This window comes from Alsobacter sp. SYSU BS001988 (assembly GCF_054796215.1).
In genome coordinates this window covers 65,924-83,307 of record NZ_JBTAMK010000004.1, presented here as the reverse complement: position 1 = coordinate 83,307, position 17,384 = coordinate 65,924, and the positions used below count along the sequence as shown (strand labels likewise).

The 17,384-nt window shown below is 69.6% G+C and carries 17 protein-coding genes; 9 read left to right on the top strand and 8 right to left on the bottom strand.

Annotation, left to right across the window (positions count from 1 at the left end):
• Window positions 1–2: 2 nt before the first annotated feature.
• The 3 genes from folD to ACYVO7_RS09875 all read left to right on the top strand — a co-directional run bounded on the left by folD (window position 3) and on the right by ACYVO7_RS09875 (window position 2,795).
• Complete coding sequence (folD, locus tag ACYVO7_RS09885) at window positions 3–896, top strand: bifunctional methylenetetrahydrofolate dehydrogenase/methenyltetrahydrofolate cyclohydrolase FolD (RefSeq protein WP_460449669.1); 894 nt, start codon at window positions 3–5, stop codon at window positions 894–896.
• Window positions 897–1,011: 115 nt separating this feature from the next.
• Entirely contained in the window at window positions 1,012–2,070 is a 1,059-nt protein-coding gene (locus tag ACYVO7_RS09880) for a MaoC family dehydratase (protein WP_460449668.1), read from the top strand.
• Window positions 2,071–2,186: 116 nt separating this feature from the next.
• A complete protein-coding gene (locus tag ACYVO7_RS09875) occupies window positions 2,187–2,795 on the top strand; it encodes a cysteine hydrolase family protein (protein ID WP_460449667.1) in 609 nt (202 codons plus the stop codon).
• Window positions 2,796–3,028: 233 nt separating this feature from the next.
• Here ACYVO7_RS09875 and ACYVO7_RS09870 read toward each other — a convergent pair whose 3' ends face one another.
• Window positions 3,029–3,877, bottom strand: a complete 849-nt coding sequence (locus tag ACYVO7_RS09870) for a TetR/AcrR family transcriptional regulator (protein ID WP_460449964.1) — start codon at window positions 3,875–3,877, stop codon at window positions 3,029–3,031.
• Window positions 3,878–3,970: 93 nt separating this feature from the next.
• Here ACYVO7_RS09870 and sdhC point away from each other — a divergent pair, with 93 nt between their 5' ends.
• From sdhC to ACYVO7_RS09845, 5 genes are all read left to right on the top strand, one after another.
• Window positions 3,971–4,369, top strand: coding sequence for a succinate dehydrogenase, cytochrome b556 subunit (gene sdhC / locus ACYVO7_RS09865; protein ID WP_460449666.1), 399 nt, complete (start codon window positions 3,971–3,973; stop codon window positions 4,367–4,369).
• Window positions 4,370–4,379: 10 nt separating this feature from the next.
• Entirely contained in the window at window positions 4,380–4,778 is a 399-nt protein-coding gene (sdhD, locus tag ACYVO7_RS09860) for a succinate dehydrogenase, hydrophobic membrane anchor protein (RefSeq protein WP_460449665.1), read from the top strand.
• A 2-nt stretch (window positions 4,779–4,780) separates the two neighbouring features.
• Window positions 4,781–6,625: a succinate dehydrogenase flavoprotein subunit gene (sdhA, locus tag ACYVO7_RS09855; protein ID WP_460449664.1), complete on the top strand. Its 1,845-nt coding sequence runs from the start codon at window positions 4,781–4,783 to the stop codon at window positions 6,623–6,625.
• 17 nt (window positions 6,626–6,642) lie between these two features.
• A complete protein-coding gene (locus ACYVO7_RS09850) occupies window positions 6,643–7,422 on the top strand; it encodes a succinate dehydrogenase iron-sulfur subunit (protein WP_460449663.1) in 780 nt (259 codons plus the stop codon).
• 118 nt (window positions 7,423–7,540) lie between these two features.
• Window positions 7,541–8,221, top strand: a complete 681-nt coding sequence (locus ACYVO7_RS09845; protein ID WP_460449662.1) for an RraA family protein — start codon at window positions 7,541–7,543, stop codon at window positions 8,219–8,221.
• Window positions 8,222–8,244: 23 nt separating this feature from the next.
• On the opposite strand, the gene ACYVO7_RS09840 is transcribed toward ACYVO7_RS09845, so the two are convergent.
• From ACYVO7_RS09840 to ACYVO7_RS09810, 7 genes are all read right to left on the bottom strand, one after another.
• Window positions 8,245–8,679 (bottom strand): PRC-barrel domain-containing protein, encoded by a 435-nt coding sequence (locus ACYVO7_RS09840; protein ID WP_460449661.1) that lies wholly within the window; start codon window positions 8,677–8,679, stop codon window positions 8,245–8,247.
• 62 nt (window positions 8,680–8,741) lie between these two features.
• The gene (locus ACYVO7_RS09835) at window positions 8,742–9,788 is read right to left on the bottom strand and encodes a histone deacetylase family protein (RefSeq protein ID WP_460449660.1); all 1,047 of its coding nucleotides are present in this window, start codon (window positions 9,786–9,788) and stop codon (window positions 8,742–8,744) included.
• Window positions 9,785–11,089 carry an ArgE/DapE family deacylase gene (locus ACYVO7_RS09830; RefSeq protein ID WP_460449659.1) on the bottom strand — a complete coding sequence of 435 codons (1,305 nt, stop codon included), beginning with the start codon at window positions 11,087–11,089 and terminating at the stop codon, window positions 9,785–9,787. Before ACYVO7_RS09830 ends, ACYVO7_RS09835 begins: the two co-directional genes overlap by 4 nt.
• 119 nt (window positions 11,090–11,208) lie before the next feature.
• Complete coding sequence (locus ACYVO7_RS09825) at window positions 11,209–12,822, bottom strand: ABC transporter ATP-binding protein (RefSeq protein ID WP_460449658.1); 1,614 nt, start codon at window positions 12,820–12,822, stop codon at window positions 11,209–11,211.
• Window positions 12,819–13,655 (bottom strand): ABC transporter permease, encoded by an 837-nt coding sequence (locus ACYVO7_RS09820; RefSeq protein ID WP_460449657.1) that lies wholly within the window; start codon window positions 13,653–13,655, stop codon window positions 12,819–12,821. The genes ACYVO7_RS09825 and ACYVO7_RS09820 overlap by 4 nt, the downstream gene beginning before the upstream one ends.
• Window positions 13,655–14,623: an ABC transporter permease gene (locus tag ACYVO7_RS09815; protein WP_460449963.1), complete on the bottom strand. Its 969-nt coding sequence runs from the start codon at window positions 14,621–14,623 to the stop codon at window positions 13,655–13,657. Before ACYVO7_RS09815 ends, ACYVO7_RS09820 begins: the two co-directional genes overlap by 1 nt.
• 182 nt (window positions 14,624–14,805) lie before the next feature.
• Complete coding sequence (locus ACYVO7_RS09810; RefSeq protein WP_460449656.1) at window positions 14,806–16,371, bottom strand: ABC transporter substrate-binding protein; 1,566 nt, start codon at window positions 16,369–16,371, stop codon at window positions 14,806–14,808.
• A gap of 190 nt (window positions 16,372–16,561) precedes the next feature.
• Between ACYVO7_RS09810 and ACYVO7_RS09805 the strand changes: the two genes are divergently transcribed.
• The gene (locus ACYVO7_RS09805) at window positions 16,562–17,314 is read left to right on the top strand and encodes an IclR family transcriptional regulator (RefSeq protein ID WP_460449655.1); all 753 of its coding nucleotides are present in this window, start codon (window positions 16,562–16,564) and stop codon (window positions 17,312–17,314) included.
• Window positions 17,315–17,384: the final 70 nt, after the last annotated feature.

Genomic DNA, 17,384 nt, shown 5'->3' with positions numbered 1-17,384 from the left:
TCATGAGCGCCGCGATCATCGACGGAAAGGCCGCCGCCGCCCATCTGCGCGCCCGCATCGCCGAGGCGGTCTCCGACCTGCGCGGCCGGCTCGGGATCACGCCCGGGCTCGCCGTCGTGCTGGTGGGCGACAACCCGGCCAGCCAGATCTATGTGCGCTCCAAGGGCAAGCAGACCGTCGAGGCGGGCATGCGCTCCTTCGAGCACAAGCTCGCCGCCGAGACGACGCAGGAGGAGCTGCTCGCGCTGGTCGACCGGCTGAACGCCGACGAGGCGGTGGACGGCATCCTGGTGCAGCTGCCCTTGCCGGCCCAGATCGACGCCGGGCTGGTGCTGGAGCGCATCGACCCGGCCAAGGACGTGGACGGCTTCCATCCGATCAACGCCGGCCGGCTCGCCGCGGGCGCGCCGGGGCTGGTTCCCTGCACGCCGCTGGGCTGCCTGATGCTGCTGAAGCAGCTGCGCCCGGATCTCGCCGGGCTGGAGGCGGTGGTGATCGGACGCTCCAACATCGTCGGCAAGCCCATGGCGGCGCTGCTGACCGCGGAGAGCTGCACGGTCACGATCGCCCATTCGCGCACCCGCGACCTGCCGGGCGTGTGCCGCCGCGCCGACATCCTGGTGGCCGCGGTGGGGCGTCCCGGCCTGGTGACGGCCGAGTGGGTCAAGCCGGGCGCGATCGTGATCGACGTCGGCATCAACCGCGTCTCGGCGCCGGAACTGGGCGAGGGCAAGACCCGCATCGTCGGCGACGTCGACTTCGACTCGGCCGCCACGGTCGCGGGCGCGATCACGCCGGCGCCGGGCGGCGTCGGCCCGATGACCATCGCGTGCCTGCTGGCCAACACGGTGACGGCCGCATGCCTGCGGCGCGGGCTGCCGAAGCCGGCGCTCTGACGCCTCCCGGCGATCCGCCGAACGGTTGAGGCGCGCGCCCCTTGCGGCGCCGCCGCCGGACTTGCCAAGGTGGAGGCGCCAGGGCGCAGCGCCCGCCGACCAGCACGAGGCGACCATGACGATCGCGAGCAAGACCAATCCGGGCCGCTTCTTCGAGGATTTCTCGATCGGCGAGGTGATCCGGCACGCGACGCCCCGCACCGTGACGTCCGGCGACGTGGCGCTCTACACCGCCCTCTATGGCGGGCGCTTCGCCGTGCAGTCCTCCGACGTCTTCGCCCGGGAGATCGGCTACCGGCACGCGCCCGTCGACGACCTCTTCGTGTTCCACGTCGTCTTCGGCAAGACCGTGCCGGACGTCTCGCTCAACGCGGTCGCCAATCTGGGCTATGCGGCGTGCCGCTTCCTCGCGCCGGTCTATCCGGGCGACACGCTGAAGACCGTGTCGGAGGTGATCGGCCTCAAGGAGAACTCCAGCCGCAAGACCGGCGTCGTCTATGTGCGCTCCACCGGCTACAACCAGCATGGCGCCGAGGTGCTGGACTATGTCCGCTGGGTGATGGTGCACAAGCGCGATCCCGAGGCGGTGATCGCCGAGGAGCACGTGCCGACCCTGCCGCGCGTCGTGTCGCCGGAGGCGCTGGGCGACGCCTGCCCGGTCATCGACGCGGACGCCTACGACCTCGTCCTCGCCGGCAGTCCCGAGCGCTGGGACGACTACGAGATCGGCGAGACCATCGACCACGTGGACGGGATGACGGTGGAGGAGGCCGAGCACATGCTGGCCACGCGCCTCTACCAGAACACCGCCAAGGTGCATTTCGACCAGCTGGCGCAAGCCTCGAGCCGCTTCGGCCGGCGGCTGATCTATGGCGGCCACGTGATCTCGCTGGCGCGGGCGCTCTCGTTCAACGGGCTCGCCAACGCGTTCCACGTGGCGGCCATCAATGGCGGGCGGCACGTCGCGCCGCTGTTCGCGGGCGACACCGTCTACGCCTGGAGCGAGATCCTCGACAAGCAGCCGCTGTCGGGCCGCGACGACGTCGGCGGGCTGCGGGTGCGCCTGGTGGCCGCCAAGGACAAGCCGTGCCGCGACTTTCCGCTGAAGGTGGGCGAGGACTACGACCCGGCCGTCATCCTCGACCTGGACCTCTGGGTCCTGGCGCCGCGCTGACTGGGCCGACGGCGGCCCGAAGTGATTCGGCGACCACCGGAACCCGCTGGGCCAGGATTCGGATGCGTGGTGATTCCTCGACCATTTGCGTCGCACGGCACGACTGGAGACCCCCAATGCGCCTGCCCGCCGACACCGTCCTGCTCCTCGTGGACGTCCAGGACGCCATCGACGATCCGGTCTGGGGGCCGCGCAACAATCCCGACGCCGAGCACGCCATCGCGGCGCTCGTCGCGGCGTGGCGGGAGGCGGCGATGCCGGTCGTGCATGTGCGCCACGATTCCGTCGAGCCCGCCTCGCCCTACCGGCCGGGAGCGCCCGGGCACGCCTTCAAGGCCTGCGCGGCCCCGGCGCCGGGGGAGGACGTGGTCGCCAAGGCCACCGGCAGCGCCTTCGTGGGCACCGACCTGGAGGAGCGCCTCGCCGAGGGCGGGCATACGACCCTCGTCGCGTGCGGCGTACTCACCCACAACTCGCTCGCCACGACGGTGCGGCACGCCGGATGCCTCGGTTTCCGGGTGTTCGTGCCCCAGGACGCCTGCTGGGCCGTGGATCAGCGGGACCAGGCCGGCCGGGTCTGGCCGGCCGAGACGGTCCACGCGCTGGCGCTGGCCGGGCTGCATGGCGAATACGCCGGCGTGACCACGACGGCGGCGGTCCTCTCGGCGGTCGCGCTCACGACGGCGTTCCGGCGTCGCAAGGAGCGCCGCCGAAAGGGCCCGTGATTCCCCGACCACCTCGTCGTGATTCCCGGACCACTCCAACCGGCTGGCTTCCCGCCAGGAATCGGAATTGATTCAACGACCACCCTCCGCGCGGGTGCTCCGGGCTCCCGGGTGAGCGGCGGACCGCAACCGATTCGACGGATTCAGGATTTTCGCCTCACGGGGCGTGCCGGGCCCTGCCCGTAATGATTCGCGGACCACTGCATGCCGTGGGGAGTCCGAAAAGATTCCGCTCAGGCGCTCTCGGCGGATCGGCGCGCGGCCAGCCGTTCGAGGGCGGTCTTGGGCGCCCGCGGAGCGCGCGCCGGCCGCGTCGCCGCGGGCCTCTCGGGGGCCTGCCCCGGGTGCAGGGTCCGGATCATGCGCCGCGCCCCGGCCAGGAAGGTCGCCACGTGCAGGTCGATGGCCGCGTCGCGGTCGGGCTCGGGCGTGCGGTAGATGTGCTCCCTGACGCCCTGGAAGACCACGGCCCCGTGCAGCAGCATGGCCATGCTGCGCTCGTCGGCGGTGAGGGGGCTGCGCGACAGCGGCGGCAGGCCGGCCTCGTGGCGCAGCTCCTCCACGAGCGGAGCGAAGATCTGCTCGGTCAGCGACGGTCCGCGGCGGGCCGGCAGCGCAAAGCCGTCCAGCGCGGCGCGCATGAGCACCCGCAAAGCGAGGCCTTCCTCGGGATCGGAATATGCGCGGTAAACGGTCGCAAGACGGTCCTCGAGCGGCTGCGCGCGGTCGGCCAGGATGGCGGGGAAGTCCTGGGTCCAGCGGCTGCGCACGACGCGCTGGAACACCGCTTCGACCAGCGCGTCCTTCGACTCGAAATACCGGTAGAGCAGCGCCTGGCGCACGCCCAGATGGGCGGCAAGCACATGCGTGGAGCCGGAAAATCCGTGTTCGGCGAAGAAGGCCAGGGCGGCCTCGAGGATCTCCTCGCGGCGCTCGGTCGCGCTCTTGCGCGGCGCCCGAGTGCGCCGCGGGGCGGGCGCGCCAGGGAGCGGGGACGCGGCGTCGGCCGATCGCTCCGCTGAAGCCGGCTGAGCCGATCGCGCCCGCGCCATCCTGCCGAATCGCCCCTTGTCCGCCGCCATGTCAGCCAAACGTCGCGCATCCTACCGCATTGCGAAAGGGGGGGACACGCGCTACTGGAGACGTGCCCAGCTTTTGCCACGAAAGAGAAGGCGATGGCCGACTCCAAGGTCCGGACACAGCGTCCGCTCTCTCCCCACCTGCAGATTTTCCGTCTCTACCTGACGATGCTGATGTCGATCCTGCATCGCATCACCGGCGCAGCGCTCTATTTCGGCACCGTGATCCTGGTCGTGTGGCTCGTGGCGGCCGCCACCGGCCGGTCGGGCTTCGAACAGGTGCAATGGTTCCTGGGCTCGATCCTGGGGCGGCTGATCCTGTTCGGCTACACCTGGGCCCTGATCCATCACCTGATCGGCGGCGTCCGGCACCTCGTCTGGGACGTGGGCCTCGGGTTCGGCCCCGAGGCGCGCGAGAACATGGCCCGCCTGAACATCATCGGCTCCGTCGTGCTCACGATCCTGATCTGGGTCGTCGCCTACGCGGTGCGCTGAGGAGACCGGAATGTCGGCATTCGGCAAGTTTTCGATCCAGACGCCCTACAAGAAGGTCCAAGGGCTGGGCAGCGCCGGCTCGGGCACCGATCACTTCTGGCGCCAGCGCGTCACGGCGGTCGCCCTGATCCCGCTCACCATCGCCTTCGTGGTGGTCGTCATCTCGGCCACCGGCAAGGATTACGACGGCGTGCGGCGCATGCTGTCGCATCCCCTCGTGGCGCTCATGATGCTGCTCTATGTAGGGGCTGGGGTGAGCCACATGCGCATCGGGATGCAGGTGATCATCGAGGACTACGTCCATGAGGACGTGCCGAAGATCGCGCTGCTGCTGCTCAACACTTTCTTCTCGATCGCCACAGGCCTCGCCTGCGTCTACGCGATCCTCAAGCTGAGCTTTGGAGGCTGACCATGGCCGGACCCACCAATGGCGCGACGAACGGCGCAGCCGCTCCCTCCCTGAACGGCAAGGCCTATCCGATCACCGACCACACCTTCGACGTGGTGGTCGTGGGCGCCGGCGGCGCCGGCCTGCGCGCCACCGTGGGCTGCTCGCAGGCGGGGCTTCGCACGGCCTGCATCTCCAAGGTGTTCCCGACCCGCTCGCACACGGTGGCGGCGCAGGGCGGCATCTCGGCGTCGCTCGGCAATATGGGCCCGGACGACTGGCGCTGGCACATGTACGACACCGTGAAGGGGTCGGACTGGCTGGGCGACCAGGACGCCATCGAATATCTCTGCCGCAACGCGCCGGCCGCCGTGTATGAGCTCGAGCACTGGGGCGTGCCCTTCTCGCGCACCGAGGAGGGCAAGATCTACCAGCGGCCCTTCGGCGGCATGACCACCGAATACGGCAAGGGCACCGCCCAGCGCACCTGCGCGGCCGCCGACCGCACCGGCCACGCCATCCTGCACACGCTCTACGGCCAGGCGCTGCGCGCCTCCACGGAGTTCTTCATCGAGTATTTCGCGATCGACCTCATCATGGATGAGGAAGGCCGCTGCGTCGGCGTCGTCGCGATGAAGATGGACGACGGCACCATCCACCGCTTCCGCTCGCATCTCACCGTGCTGGCGACCGGCGGCTATGGCCGCGCCTATTTCTCGGCGACCTCCGCGCATACCTGCACGGGCGACGGCAACGCCATGGTGCTGCGCGCCGGCCTGCCGCTGCAGGACATGGAGTTCGTGCAGTTCCACCCCACCGGCATCTACGGCGCGGGCTGCCTGATCACCGAGGGCGCGCGCGGCGAGGGCGGATACCTGACGAATTCCGAGGGCGAGCGCTTCATGGAGCGCTACGCGCCCTCCGCCAAGGACCTCGCCTCCCGCGACGTGGTCTCGCGCGCCATGACCATGGAGATCCGGGCCGGCCGCGGCGTCGGCAAGAACAAGGATCACATCTACCTGCACCTCGACCATCTTGACCCGAAGATCCTGCACGAGCGCCTGCCCGGGATCTCGGAAAGCGCCAAGATCTTCGCGGGCGTGGACGTCACCAAGGAGCCGATCCCGGTGCTCCCGACCGTGCACTACAACATGGGCGGCGTGCCGACGAACTATCACGGCGAGGTCCTGACGCTGAAGAACGGCAACCCCGACACGGTGGTGCCCGGCCTGATGGCGCTCGGCGAAGCCGCCTGCGTGTCGGTGCACGGCGCCAACCGGCTGGGCTCCAACTCGCTGATCGACCTCGTGGTGTTCGGCCGCGCCGCCGGCCTGCGGGCCGCCGAGCTCGTCACGCCGGGCGAGAAGCACGCCGACCTGCCGAAGAACTCGGCCGAGCTGTCGCTGTCACGCCTCGACAAGGTGCGCTACGCCAATGGCTCCACCTCCACGGCGGAGCTGCGCGAGCGCATGCAGCGCACGATGCAGAACAACTGCGCCGTGTACCGCACCGGCGAGGTGCTGTCGGAGGGCCAGAAGCTGATCGCCGAGGTCTGGCGCGGCGCGGCGGACGTGAAGGTCACCGACCGGTCCATGATCTGGAACTCCGACCTGATCGAGACGCTGGAGTTCGAGAACCTGATCACCCAGGCGGTGGTCACCATGGAGGGCGCGCTGAACCGCCAGGAGTCGCGCGGCGCCCAGGCCCGCGAGGACTTCCCGGACCGCGACGACAAGAACTGGATGAAGCACACCCTGGCCTGGGTGGACGAGCGCAACCACAGCGTGACGCTCGATTACCGGCCCGTGCACACCTACACGATGACCAATGATGTCCAGTACATCGAGCCCAAGGCTCGGGTGTATTGAGGAGATAGAGCCGCCCCATGGTCCAGCTCACGCTTCCCAAGAACTCCCGCCCGGTGCAGGGCAAGGTCTGGCCCAAGCCGGCCGCCGCCCAGCGCGTCACGGAGTTCAAGATCTATCGCTACGATCCGGACGGGGAGAGCAATCCGCGGATCGACACCTACTGGGTCGACCGCGACGATTGCGGCCCGATGGTCCTGGACGCGATCATCTGGATCAAGAACAAGATCGACCCGACGCTGACCTTCCGCCGCTCCTGCCGCGAGGGCATCTGCGGCTCCTGCGCGATGAACATCGACGGCACGAACACGCTGGCCTGCACCAAGGCGACGGACGACATCAAGGGCGCGGTGCGGATCTACCCGCTGCCGCACATGCCGGTGATCAAGGACCTCGTGCCGGATCTGTCGACCTTCTATGCGCAGCACGCCTCGATCGAGCCCTGGCTGCACACCGCATCGCCCTCTCCGGAGAAGGAGTGGAGGCAGTCCCCGGACGATCGGCACAAGCTGGACGGCCTCTATGAGTGCATCCTGTGCGCGTGCTGCACCACGTCCTGCCCGAGCTACTGGTGGAACGGCGACCGCTATCTCGGCCCGGCGGCGCTGCTGCAGGCCTATCGCTGGCTGATCGACTCGCGCGACGAGGCGACCGGCGACCGGCTCGACGCGCTGGAAGACCCGTTCCGGCTCTATCGCTGCCACACCATCATGAACTGCGCGCAGGTCTGCCCCAAGGGGCTGAATCCGGCCAAGGCCATCGCCGAGATCAAGAAGATGATGGTCACCCGCCAGGTCTGATCCCGGGCTCCGGCGGATCGGCAGGGCCGATCCCCGGCCGGCGTTGCCATGGCCGAGCGCCCGCGCTACCCAGGCGAGGGATGCGGGTCCTGCTCCCGCGCTTGTCTGGAGGTCACGCATGCCTGTCGGTTTCAGGGTCCGTCCCCATCATGGGGCCAAGGTCTCGGCGGAGACCGTCGAGCGGTTCCGGTCGATCCCGGTCGCCAATGTGAGCGATTCCATGTCGCGCGTGGTGGCCGGCGGACCGCGCCTGCGGCCGATGCACCGGGACGGCGTGATGGCCGGGCCGGCCCTGACGGCCAAGACCCGCCCCGGCGACAACCTGATGCTGCACAAGGCCATCGACATGGCCTCGCCGGGCGACGTCATCGTGTATGACGCGGGCGGCGACGTGACGAACGCGGTCTTCGGAGAGCTGATGCTCGCCCACGCCATCCGGCGCGGCGTCGCCGGACTGGTGATCTACGGGGCCATCCGCGACGCCGACGGGCTGCGCGCGCGCAATCTCCCCGTCTTTGCGCTCGGCGTCACGCATCGCGGCCCCTCGCGGGAGGGGCCGGGCGAGATCGGCTATCCGATCGCCATCGAGGGCATGGTGATCCAGCCGGGCGATCTGGTCATGGGCGACGGCGACGGCGTGGTCTGCGTCCCCTACGGGGACCTCGAGGCCGTCTACGAGGCGGCGAAGCAAAAGAACGACGCCGAGAACCGCCAGATGGAGCAGACCGAGGCCGGCCAGCTGGACCGGTCCTGGGTGGACCAGACCCTGCAGCGGCTGGGTTGCTCCTTCGAAGGGTAGGGCCTCACGCGAAGGCTAGGGCCTCACGAGGTCGGCGCCGTCCGGTAATAGGCGTCGACCTTGGCGCCGTACTCGTCGTCCACGAACGGATCCTCGCTGGCGCCGTAATGCGGCGCGTCCCGCAGCTTGTCGCGGTCGATGTCGACCACGTAGCCGCCCACGCGCGGCTCATAGGTCAGGGCGCGCCAGGGCAACGCGTGGTAGCTCTCGCCGATGCCGAGGAATCCGCCGAAGGACATCACCACATAGGCGACCTGGCCCGAGACCTTGTCGACCATGAAATTATAGACCGAGCCGAGCTGGTCGCCGGCGCGGTCGTAGACGGCGGTGCCCTCCACCTTGTTGGACGCGATGAGCTTGCGCGTCTCCTCGAGCGCCACGCCTTCCCCGGACGACGGGTCGAGCTCCATCGAGCCGGGCTTTCGGATCGCGCGTTCATTGGGCAGTTCGGTAGGCATGGGACACTCCGGTGGCCTCGCTGTCTCGGATGAGTCAACGGGCCAGGCCGGGATCGGTTCGGTCAGGCGGGCGCCAGGCCGTCCAGGAAGGCCCCGAGGCAGTCGCCGATGACGGAGACCTGGTAGCCGCCCTCCTGGACGACGACGACCGGCACGCCGAGCCCGGCCACGCGGCGGCCCACCTCGCCATAAGCCTGCGTCGACAGGTCGAGCGCAGTGATTGGGTCGTCGCGATGGCCGTCATAGCCGAGCGCCAGCACCAGCGCGCCGACTTCGTACGCCCGGATCGCGGCGAGGCCGGCGTCCACAGCCTGCAGGAAGGCCTGATCCCCCGAGCCCGCCGGCAGCGGCAGGTTGAGATTGGCGCCGAGGCCCTCGCCGTCGCCGGTCTCGTGCGGGTAGCCGATGAAGAATGGGTAATAGACCTGCGGGTCGACATGCACCGAGACGGTGAGCACGTCGCTTCGGCGATAGAAGATCTCCTGCGTGCCGTCGCCGTGATGCGCGTCGACGTCCAGCACGGCGACCCTGTCGAACCGGTCGCGCAGGCGCTGGGCCGCCAGGGCGGTGTTGTTGAGGTAGCAGAAGCCGCTGGCCCGGTCGGACCGGCTGTGATGGCCCGACGGGCGGCACAGCGCGTAGGCCGCCCTGTCTCCGTCCAGCACCGCATTCGCGGCCGCGAAGGCCGAGTGGGTGGACGCGATCGCGGAGGCGAAGGTGTCGGGCCCGATCGGGACCGCGAGGTCGCCGAGATAATATCCGGCCTGGGCGACGACGGACGGCGACGGACAGGGCGGCCGGCCGTCCCGGTCCGGGCGGCCGTTCCAGTAGGGCGACAGGTTGGGCAGGACCTCGGGACCGGCGGCGGGCAGGCCCGACCACCGCGCATAGGCGGTGGCGAGGAAATCGAGATAGGGGGCGCCGTGCACCGACAGAGCGGGCGCGAGGCCGGCGTCGGCCGGCTCCTCAATGGGCACGTGGCGCGCGCGGAGCGCCTGCAGCAGCGGCTCCACCCGCTCCGGCACGTCCTTCGGGTCGCTGATCACGCCCGTGCGCATGAACTGGAGGGGCCGGTGCGCCCGCTGGGCGGGATGGAAGAAGGCTTTCACGACGACCCCTCCGGGCCGGCGACGGGCTCCACGCCGCACCATTCGGCGACGAAGAGCGCCATGGTCTTGGTGATGCGCCTCAGCGACGCGAGGCTCACGCGCTCGTCGACGCCGTGGATGTTCTCCGACTTCGGCCCGTAGCAGAGCGCCGGGATGCGGTCATAGAGCGCATACACGCGCGTATCGAGATAGCCGGCCGTCATGAAGCTCTTCAGCTCCGCGCCCGTCGCGGCCTCGTGCGCGGCGCCGAGCACGGATTCGGCCTCCGAGCCGGGCTCGAGCACATAGCCTTCGGCATGGAAGCCGTTGAAGGTCACGCTCGGGGGGTTGTTGGCCAGGAACCGGTCGGACCGTGCGAAGGCGCCGATGCGCTCGCGGATCTCGCGGGCGGCCTCGTCGGCGGTCGTGCCCGGATATATCGACACGCGGCAGTCGATGCGGCACCAGCACGGCACCGACGAGGCCCAGTCGCCGCCCTCGATCTTGCCGATGTTGAGGTTGATCGGATGCTCCTCGTTCTCGAAGTGGGGGCGTCCGGCCTTCCGGGCGTTCCACTCCTCCTCGAGCCCGCGCAACTCGCCGACGATGCGGTAGGCGGCGTCGATGGCGTTGGCCCCGGTCCCCATCTCGCGCACATGCACGGGCACGCCGCGCACCTCCACCTGGAACCAGAGCACGCCCGTATTGGCGCGCACCAGCATCTCCTCCTCGGGCTCCGGGATGAGCACGGCGTCGGCCTTGTAGCCGCGCAGATGGGTCATCAGCGCGCCGTTGCCGGTCGACTCCTCCTCGACGACGGACTGGACATAGACCGTGGCCGCCGGCTGCAGGCCGATGCGGCGCAGCGCGTCGAGGCAGAACAGGTTGGCGGCGTGGCCGGCCTTCATGTCGGCGCCGCCGCGGCCATAGAGCCAGTCGCCCTGGATGGCGGGCTCGAAGGGCGGGCGGCTCCACATGTCAGCGGGGCCGGTCGGCACCACGTCCACATGCGCCTGCAGGATCAGCGACCGGCCGGCCTCGGTCTGCGGCCGGTGAATGCCGACCACGATGGGAGCCTCGGAATGCTCGGCGCTGAACGGCGCGCCGCCCGGATGGGCCGCGATGGCGGCCTCGTCCATCGCGAAGCGGTCGGTGGCGAGGCCCCGGTCGCGAAAGGCGCGGAAGACGAAATCCTGGATCGCGTGCTCCTCGCCCCGCAGCGACGGGAAGCGGATCAATTCCTGCGTGTAGGCGACCTGTTCGTCGAAGCCGGCGTCCACGGAGGCGATGATACGGTCACGCAAGGCGGGGTCGAGCGGCATTTTCGTCATCCTTGTTGTTTCGGCTCTCCGTCATCCCCGGCCGGAGCCGCGCAGCGGCGGAGGGCTGCGCCGGTCGCCGGGGATGACGGAGAGGTTGAGGCTCATCGAGCGCATCCCCTTCATTTCGCCTTCAAGCGGCGGGCGCCCGGGACGGCGGCGAGGAGTTGCTGCGTGTAGGGGTGCTTCGGCGCGGCGAAGAGGGCGGCGGTGTCGCCCATCTCGACGATTTCGCCGCGCTGCATGACGGCGATGCGGTCGCAGATCTGCGCGGCGACGCGAAGGTCGTGCGTGACGAACAGGATGGCGAGGCCAAGTCGCTCCTGCAGCTCCTGGATGAGGTCGAGGATCTGCGCCTGCACGGAGACGTCCAGCGCCGAGACCGCCTCGTCGGCGACCAGGATCTCGGGGTCGAGCGCCAGGGCGCGCGCGATGCCGATGCGCTGGCGCTGGCCGCCGGAGAATTCATGCGGGTAGCGGTCGATGGCGCCCGGCGTCAGGCCGACAAGGGCCAGCAGCTCGCGGGCCCGCTCCAGCGCGGCCTTGGGCTCGACGCCCTGCGCCACCGGCCCCTCCGCGATGATGCGGCCCACCGTGCGGCGCGGGTTCAGCGACGCGAAGGGGTCCTGGAACACCATCTGGATGCGCTTGCGATGGGGCCGGAAGGCGCGCGCCGACAGGGCCGTGATGTCGAGCTCGTCGATGCGGATCTGGCCGGCGTCGGGCTCGATCAGCCGCATGCAGCAGCGGCCGACGGTGGACTTGCCCGAGCCGGACTCGCCGACGAGGCCCAGCGTCTCGCCTCGCGCGATCGCGAAGGACACGTCGGCGGCGGCCTTCACGACGCGGCCCGCGCCGAACAGGCTGCGCCGCTGGTAGATCTTGCCGAGTCCTTGCACGGTGAGAGCCGGCGGGCTGTCCGGCCGCGCCCGGGGCGGCGGCGGGATCAGGGACGGCACGGCCGCGAGAAGGCGTTTCGTGTAGTCGTGCTGCGGGGCGCCCAGCACGGCGTCCGCCGGGCCCTGCTCGACCACGATCCCATGCTGCAGGACCGCGATGCGGTCGGCGATCTCGGCGACGACGCCGAAATCATGCGTGATGAACAGGACCGCCGTGCCGTGGTCGCGGCGCAGCGCGTCGATCAGCTTCAGGATCTGCGCCTGGGTGGTGACGTCGAGCGCCGTCGTGGGCTCGTCGGCGATCAGAAGCTTGGGCTGGAGCGCCAGCGCCATGGCGATCATGACGCGCTGCCGCTGGCCGCCCGAGAGCTGGTGCGGGAAGGCGCGGGCCATGCGGGCCGGGTCGGGCAGGCCGACCTCCGTCATCAACTCCAGCGCGCGGCTCATCCGGCTGGCCCGGTCGCCGAGACCGTGCGCCTCCAGCGTCTCGCCGATCTGGTCGGCGATTCGCATCACCGGGTTCAGCGAGGTCATGGGCTCCTGGAAGATCATGCCGACCTCCCGCCCGCGCACGTCGCGCATGGCGGCGTCGTCCAGCGCCAGCAGGTCGCGGCCATTCAGCAAGACCTGCCCGGCGACCGGCCGCACGGCTCTCGGCAGCAGCCCCATGACGGCGTGGGCGGCCATGGACTTGCCGGAGCCGGATTCGCCCACCACGCACAGCAACTCGCCGGGCGCGATGGCGAGATCGAGCCCGCTCACGGCCTCAGCCCGGTCGGCGAGAGCGGGAAGCGCGAGGGTGAGGCCGCGGATATCGAGGACGGGGGGCTGGCTCACTCGCGGCCTCGCGACAGGCGGGGATTGAGCGCGTCGTTCAGGCCCTCGCCCACGAGGTTCAGCGCCAGCACGGTAAGAAAGATCGCGACGCCCGGGAAGAAGCTGATCCACCACGCGTCCATGAGGCGCGTACGGCCGGCGCCCACCATATAGCCCCAGGTCATCAGGTTGGGGTCGCCCAGGCCCAGGAAGGACAGCGACGATTCCAGCAGGATGGCGCTGGCCACCATCAGCGACGCCATCACGATGATCGGCGCGACCGTGTTCGGCAGCACCTGGCTGAAGATGATGCGCGGCGTCGACTGGCCGACCGTGATGGCGGCCTGGACATATTCGCGCGTGCGCAGCGACAGCACCTCGCCCCGCACCAGCCGCGCCACCGGCGGCCAGCTGACGATGCCGATGGCGAGCACGATGGAATAGATGGAGGGCTGCAGCACCGCCACGAGCACGATGGCCAGCGCGAAGCTCGGGATGGTCTGGAAGAACTCCGTGATGCGCATCAGCGCGTCGTCGATCCAGCCGCCGAAATAGCCGGCCAGCGCGCCCAGGGGGACGCCGATCAGGAGCGCGACAAGCGTCGACACGAAGCCGATCAGGATCGAGATCCGGGCGCCGTGGACCAGCCCGGCGGCCACGTCGCGGCCGAGCGTGTCGGTGCCCAGCAGGAAACGGTCGGTCACGAAAGGCGCCGTGAAGGGCCGCGCCACCATGCGCCAGGGCGAGGTGGGATAGAGCCACGGTCCGAGCACCGCGAAAGCCAGCAGCGCCACCAGCAGCACGAGGCCGACCAGCGCGCCCTTGTTGGCGGCGAAACGCCCGAGGAAGCCCATCAGGCGGCCTCGATGCGCGGGTCGGCGACCCGGTAGACGAGGTCGGTGACGATGTTGAACAGCACCACCATGGCGGAGCAGACGAAAAACACGCCGAGCAGCACCGCATAGTCGCGCTGCACGAGCGCCTCGAACATGAGCCGGCCGATGCCCGGCCAGGCGAACACCGTCTCGGTCAGCACCGCGCCGCCGACGAGTTGCCCGGCCTGGAGGCCGGCGAGGGTCACGATCGGCAGGATGGCGTTGCGCGCGATGTGCCGGCGCGTGATCACGGAGGGGCGCAGGCCCTTGGCGCGCGCCGTCTTGATGAAGTCCGCGCCGGCGATCTCCAGCATGCTGGCGCGCATCATGCGGGCGTAGAGGGCCGTGAAGAAGAGCCCCAGCGTCAGCGCCGGCAAAACGAGATGGCTGCCGATGTCGAGCGCGCGGGCCATGCCCGTATAGTGGGCCCCGATGGTCTCGAAGCCGACATTGGGCACCCAGCCGAGCTTCAGCGAAAACACGATCTGGCTCATCAGCGCGATCCAGAACAGCGGCGTGGCGTAGAACACCAGCGCGGCCGTGGTGATCAGACTGTCCGACCATCGCCCGGCCCGGGCCGCAGCCAGGATGCCGAGCAGGCTGCCCAGCGCCAGCGAGATCGCGAAAGCCGCGCCCGTGAGCAGCAGCGTGGCGGGGAGGCGCTCGCCGACCACGGCCGCAACGCTGCGCTGCTGGCGGTAGCTGTAGCCGAGGTCGAGCGTGGCGTAGCCCTTCAGATAAACGCCGAGCTGGTACGGGATGGACCGATCCAGCCCGAACTGCTCGCGCAGCTGCTGCAGGAACTGCGCGTCGGCGGCCCCGGCCTCGCCCGCCATCACGGCCGCGGGATCGCCCGGCGCGGCCCGGATGAGGAAGAAGTTCAGCACCGCGATGGCGAAGAGCACGACGACGCCCTTGAGCAATCGCGACGCCAGGAACCGGGCCATGCCCATCAGTGGAGGATCCTCATCTTACCGCCAGCGGCGGGCCGCAGCCGGAACCCTCTCCCGCGCAGCGGGGGAGGGCAGGGAGGGGGCGGTCGTGCGCCCGCGGGGCTCAGCACGGCCCCGGCGCCCCCTCTGTCGGCTGGCGCCGACATCTCCCCCGCTGCGCGGGAGAGAGTTGCTCGCTACTCCTTCCAGGCGTCGCGGAAGCCGTCGTTCACGCCGATGCCTGTCGTGACGAGGTTCTTGATGTTGCAGCGGTAGATCGTCGGATATTCGAGCTCGAGGAGCCAGAGCACGGGCAGCTCCTCGGCCAGGAGCTGCTGGACCTTGGTGTAGAGCTCCTGCCGCTTCTCGGGCGTCGGCGCGACGGCGGCGTCCGCGAAGAGCTTGTCGGCCTCGGGGTTCGAGTAGCCGCCCACATTGCCGAAGGGATTGCCCTTGGCGATGTTGCCGCTGACATAGGACCGGCTGACGCCGATCGCCGGGTCGCCGAGCTGGTAGAGGAAGTTGAAGGTGAGGTCGAAGTCCCAGTTGCTGGTCTTCTGCACCCAGCCGGGGACGTCGGTCGTCACGATCTCCATGTTGATGCCGACATCGGCGAAGTTCTGCTTGATCGCCTCGGCCCAGCGCGTCCAGGTCTCGCCATAGGGCAGGCCGAGGAACTTGATGGTCTCGCCCTTGTAGCCCGAAGCCTTGACGAGTTCCTTGGCCTTCTTCGGATCGTAGGAGTACATCTTGACGTCGGGCGAGTAGAACTTCGTCTTGGACGAGATCGGCCCCGTCGGAATCTTGCCGAAGCCGTTCCAGACCACGTCCTTCCCGAAGTCGCGGTCGATGGCGTACATCATCGCCTGGCGGAATTCCTTGCTGCCCAGGATGCCGTTGCGGACATTGGGCGTGATCCAGGCGTGGGGGGCGAACATCTCCCAGCCCTTGGTGGTCATGCAGGTGTTGGGCAGCTTGGCGAGGCGCGGCACGTCGAAGATGTCGACGGCGCCGCCGGTCAGCACGTCCACCTTGCCGGTCTCGTAGGCGACCGCGCGGGCCGCGGCGTCCGGGATGAACTGGTAGTAGACCTCGTCCAGCGCCGGCTTGTCCTTGAGGTAGTAGTCCGGGTTTCGGACGAGCTGGATGTAGGAGCCCTTCTTCCACTCCTTGAACTTGAACGGGCCGGTGCCGATCGGCGTGTTGTTGTTCGGGTTCGCCTTGTAGTCCGTGCCCTCGTAGAGGTGCTTCGGGATGATCGGCGCCGACGCGACCTCCATGGCGAAGAGGAGGGGCCCGAAGGGCTGCTTCATCGTGATGACGATGGTCTTGTCGTCGGTCTTCTCGATCTTCTCGACCTGGGTGTTGACGATGGGACGCCAGCGCGGGTGCACCTCGCGCAGGAACTTGTCGAGCGTGAAGACTACGTCGTCGGCCGAGAAGGGCTTGCCGTCGTGCCACTTCACGTCGTCCTGCAGCGTGAAGGTGAAGACCTTCGAATCGTCCGAGACCTTCCAGCTCTTGGCCAGCGACGGCATGGGCTGGAGCTTGTCGTCGAAGCGCAGCATCGATTCGTAGATGTTGCCGGCGATCATGTTGGTGGGGCCGGTCTGGTTGAGGCCCTGCATCAACATCGGGGGCTCGGGAGTGACGATCACCTGGGCCACGCCGCCCTTCTTGGGCGTCTGCGCCGCCGCGCCGCCGCCGGCCCATCCGAGCGCCGCTGCGAATGCGACGGCCGTGGTGATCCGCAATCCGAGCATCGTGATCCCTCCAACGCGGCCCCGGCGACCCGTGGCCTCTTCGAGACTATGCAACCGTTGCGCGGGCTGTCAAACAATGACAAGCATTGTCATGGCGTGACAAAACGGGCGGCCGGTGGCGAAGTCTCGATCCTCTCCCGCGAACGCTGCCAGCAAGATCGCAGCCAACCGCGTTCCTGCAAAGCCCGGCGTGCCCGTCGTGCGCTCGCTGGAGCGCGGGGTCGCGCTCCTCAAGGCGTTCACGGCGGCGCGCCCGCGCCAGACCCTGACCGAACTCGCCCGCGCGGCGGGCCTCGACGCCGGGACGGCGCGGCGCCTGCTGCATACGCTCCAGCTCGGCGGACTGGTGGAGCATGACCCCGACGCGGGCGCCTATGCGCTGGCGGTCGGCGTGCTGGAGCTCGCGTCGGTGGTCGACCGCGGCCGCGACCTGCGCGAGACGGTCGCGCCCTTCCTGAGCACGATCGCCGAGGAGGCGGGCGCCACGTCCTTCCTGTGGACGTATCACGACGGCATGGCGCTCTGCGTCGACCGCGTCAGGGCGCAGGCCCCGCATGTGGACGTGAGCTGGTTCTCGGTGGGCGCGCGCACGGCGCTCAATTGCGGGGGCGGGCCGCGGGCGCTGCTCGCCTTCCTGTCCGAGGAGGAGCGGCGCGACGCCCTCAGCCGGCCTCTGCCGGCCAGGACGCCCGCCAGCCAGACCGACCCGGCCGCGCTCGCGCGCGAGGCGGAGGCGATCCGGCGCGACGGCTACGCGCTGGCGATCGACGATTTCTTCATCGGCATCACGGGCCTGGGCGCGCCGCTGATGAACCGCGACGGCCGGCTCGTCGGCGCGCTGAGCATCTCCGGCCTGACCTCGCTTCTGGTGGAGGATGGACGCCCGAGGCACCTGGCCATCCTGACGCGGATCGCGGCCGACATCCGCCCGCGTCTCTTCTGATCCGCCGGCCGGCGTCGAGGCGAGCGGGAACCAGAGAACACGGGCCGCGTTGCTGTGGTCAGCAGACGCC

Bases quoted from the DNA above. Each gene is read 5' to 3' on its own strand.
- folD (WP_460449669.1), top strand. From the start codon at position 3: ATGAGCGCCGCGATCATCGACGGAAAGGCCGCCGCCGCCCATCTGCGC.
- ACYVO7_RS09880 (WP_460449668.1), top strand. From the start codon at position 1,012: ATGACGATCGCGAGCAAGACCAATCCGGGCCGCTTCTTCGAGGATTTC.
- ACYVO7_RS09875 (WP_460449667.1), top strand. From the start codon at position 2,187: ATGCGCCTGCCCGCCGACACCGTCCTGCTCCTCGTGGACGTCCAGGAC.
- ACYVO7_RS09870 (WP_460449964.1), bottom strand. From the start codon at position 3,877: ATGGCGGCGGACAAGGGGCGATTCGGCAGGATGGCGCGGGCGCGATCG.
- sdhC (WP_460449666.1), top strand. From the start codon at position 3,971: ATGGCCGACTCCAAGGTCCGGACACAGCGTCCGCTCTCTCCCCACCTG.
- sdhD (WP_460449665.1), top strand. From the start codon at position 4,380: ATGTCGGCATTCGGCAAGTTTTCGATCCAGACGCCCTACAAGAAGGTC.
- sdhA (WP_460449664.1), top strand. From the start codon at position 4,781: ATGGCCGGACCCACCAATGGCGCGACGAACGGCGCAGCCGCTCCCTCC.
- ACYVO7_RS09850 (WP_460449663.1), top strand. From the start codon at position 6,643: ATGGTCCAGCTCACGCTTCCCAAGAACTCCCGCCCGGTGCAGGGCAAG.
- ACYVO7_RS09845 (WP_460449662.1), top strand. From the start codon at position 7,541: ATGCCTGTCGGTTTCAGGGTCCGTCCCCATCATGGGGCCAAGGTCTCG.
- ACYVO7_RS09840 (WP_460449661.1), bottom strand. From the start codon at position 8,679: ATGCCTACCGAACTGCCCAATGAACGCGCGATCCGAAAGCCCGGCTCG.
- ACYVO7_RS09830 (WP_460449659.1), bottom strand. From the start codon at position 11,089: ATGCCGCTCGACCCCGCCTTGCGTGACCGTATCATCGCCTCCGTGGAC.
- ACYVO7_RS09820 (WP_460449657.1), bottom strand. From the start codon at position 13,655: ATGGGCTTCCTCGGGCGTTTCGCCGCCAACAAGGGCGCGCTGGTCGGC.
- ACYVO7_RS09815 (WP_460449963.1), bottom strand. From the start codon at position 14,623: ATGGCCCGGTTCCTGGCGTCGCGATTGCTCAAGGGCGTCGTCGTGCTC.
- ACYVO7_RS09810 (WP_460449656.1), bottom strand. From the start codon at position 16,371: ATGCTCGGATTGCGGATCACCACGGCCGTCGCATTCGCAGCGGCGCTC.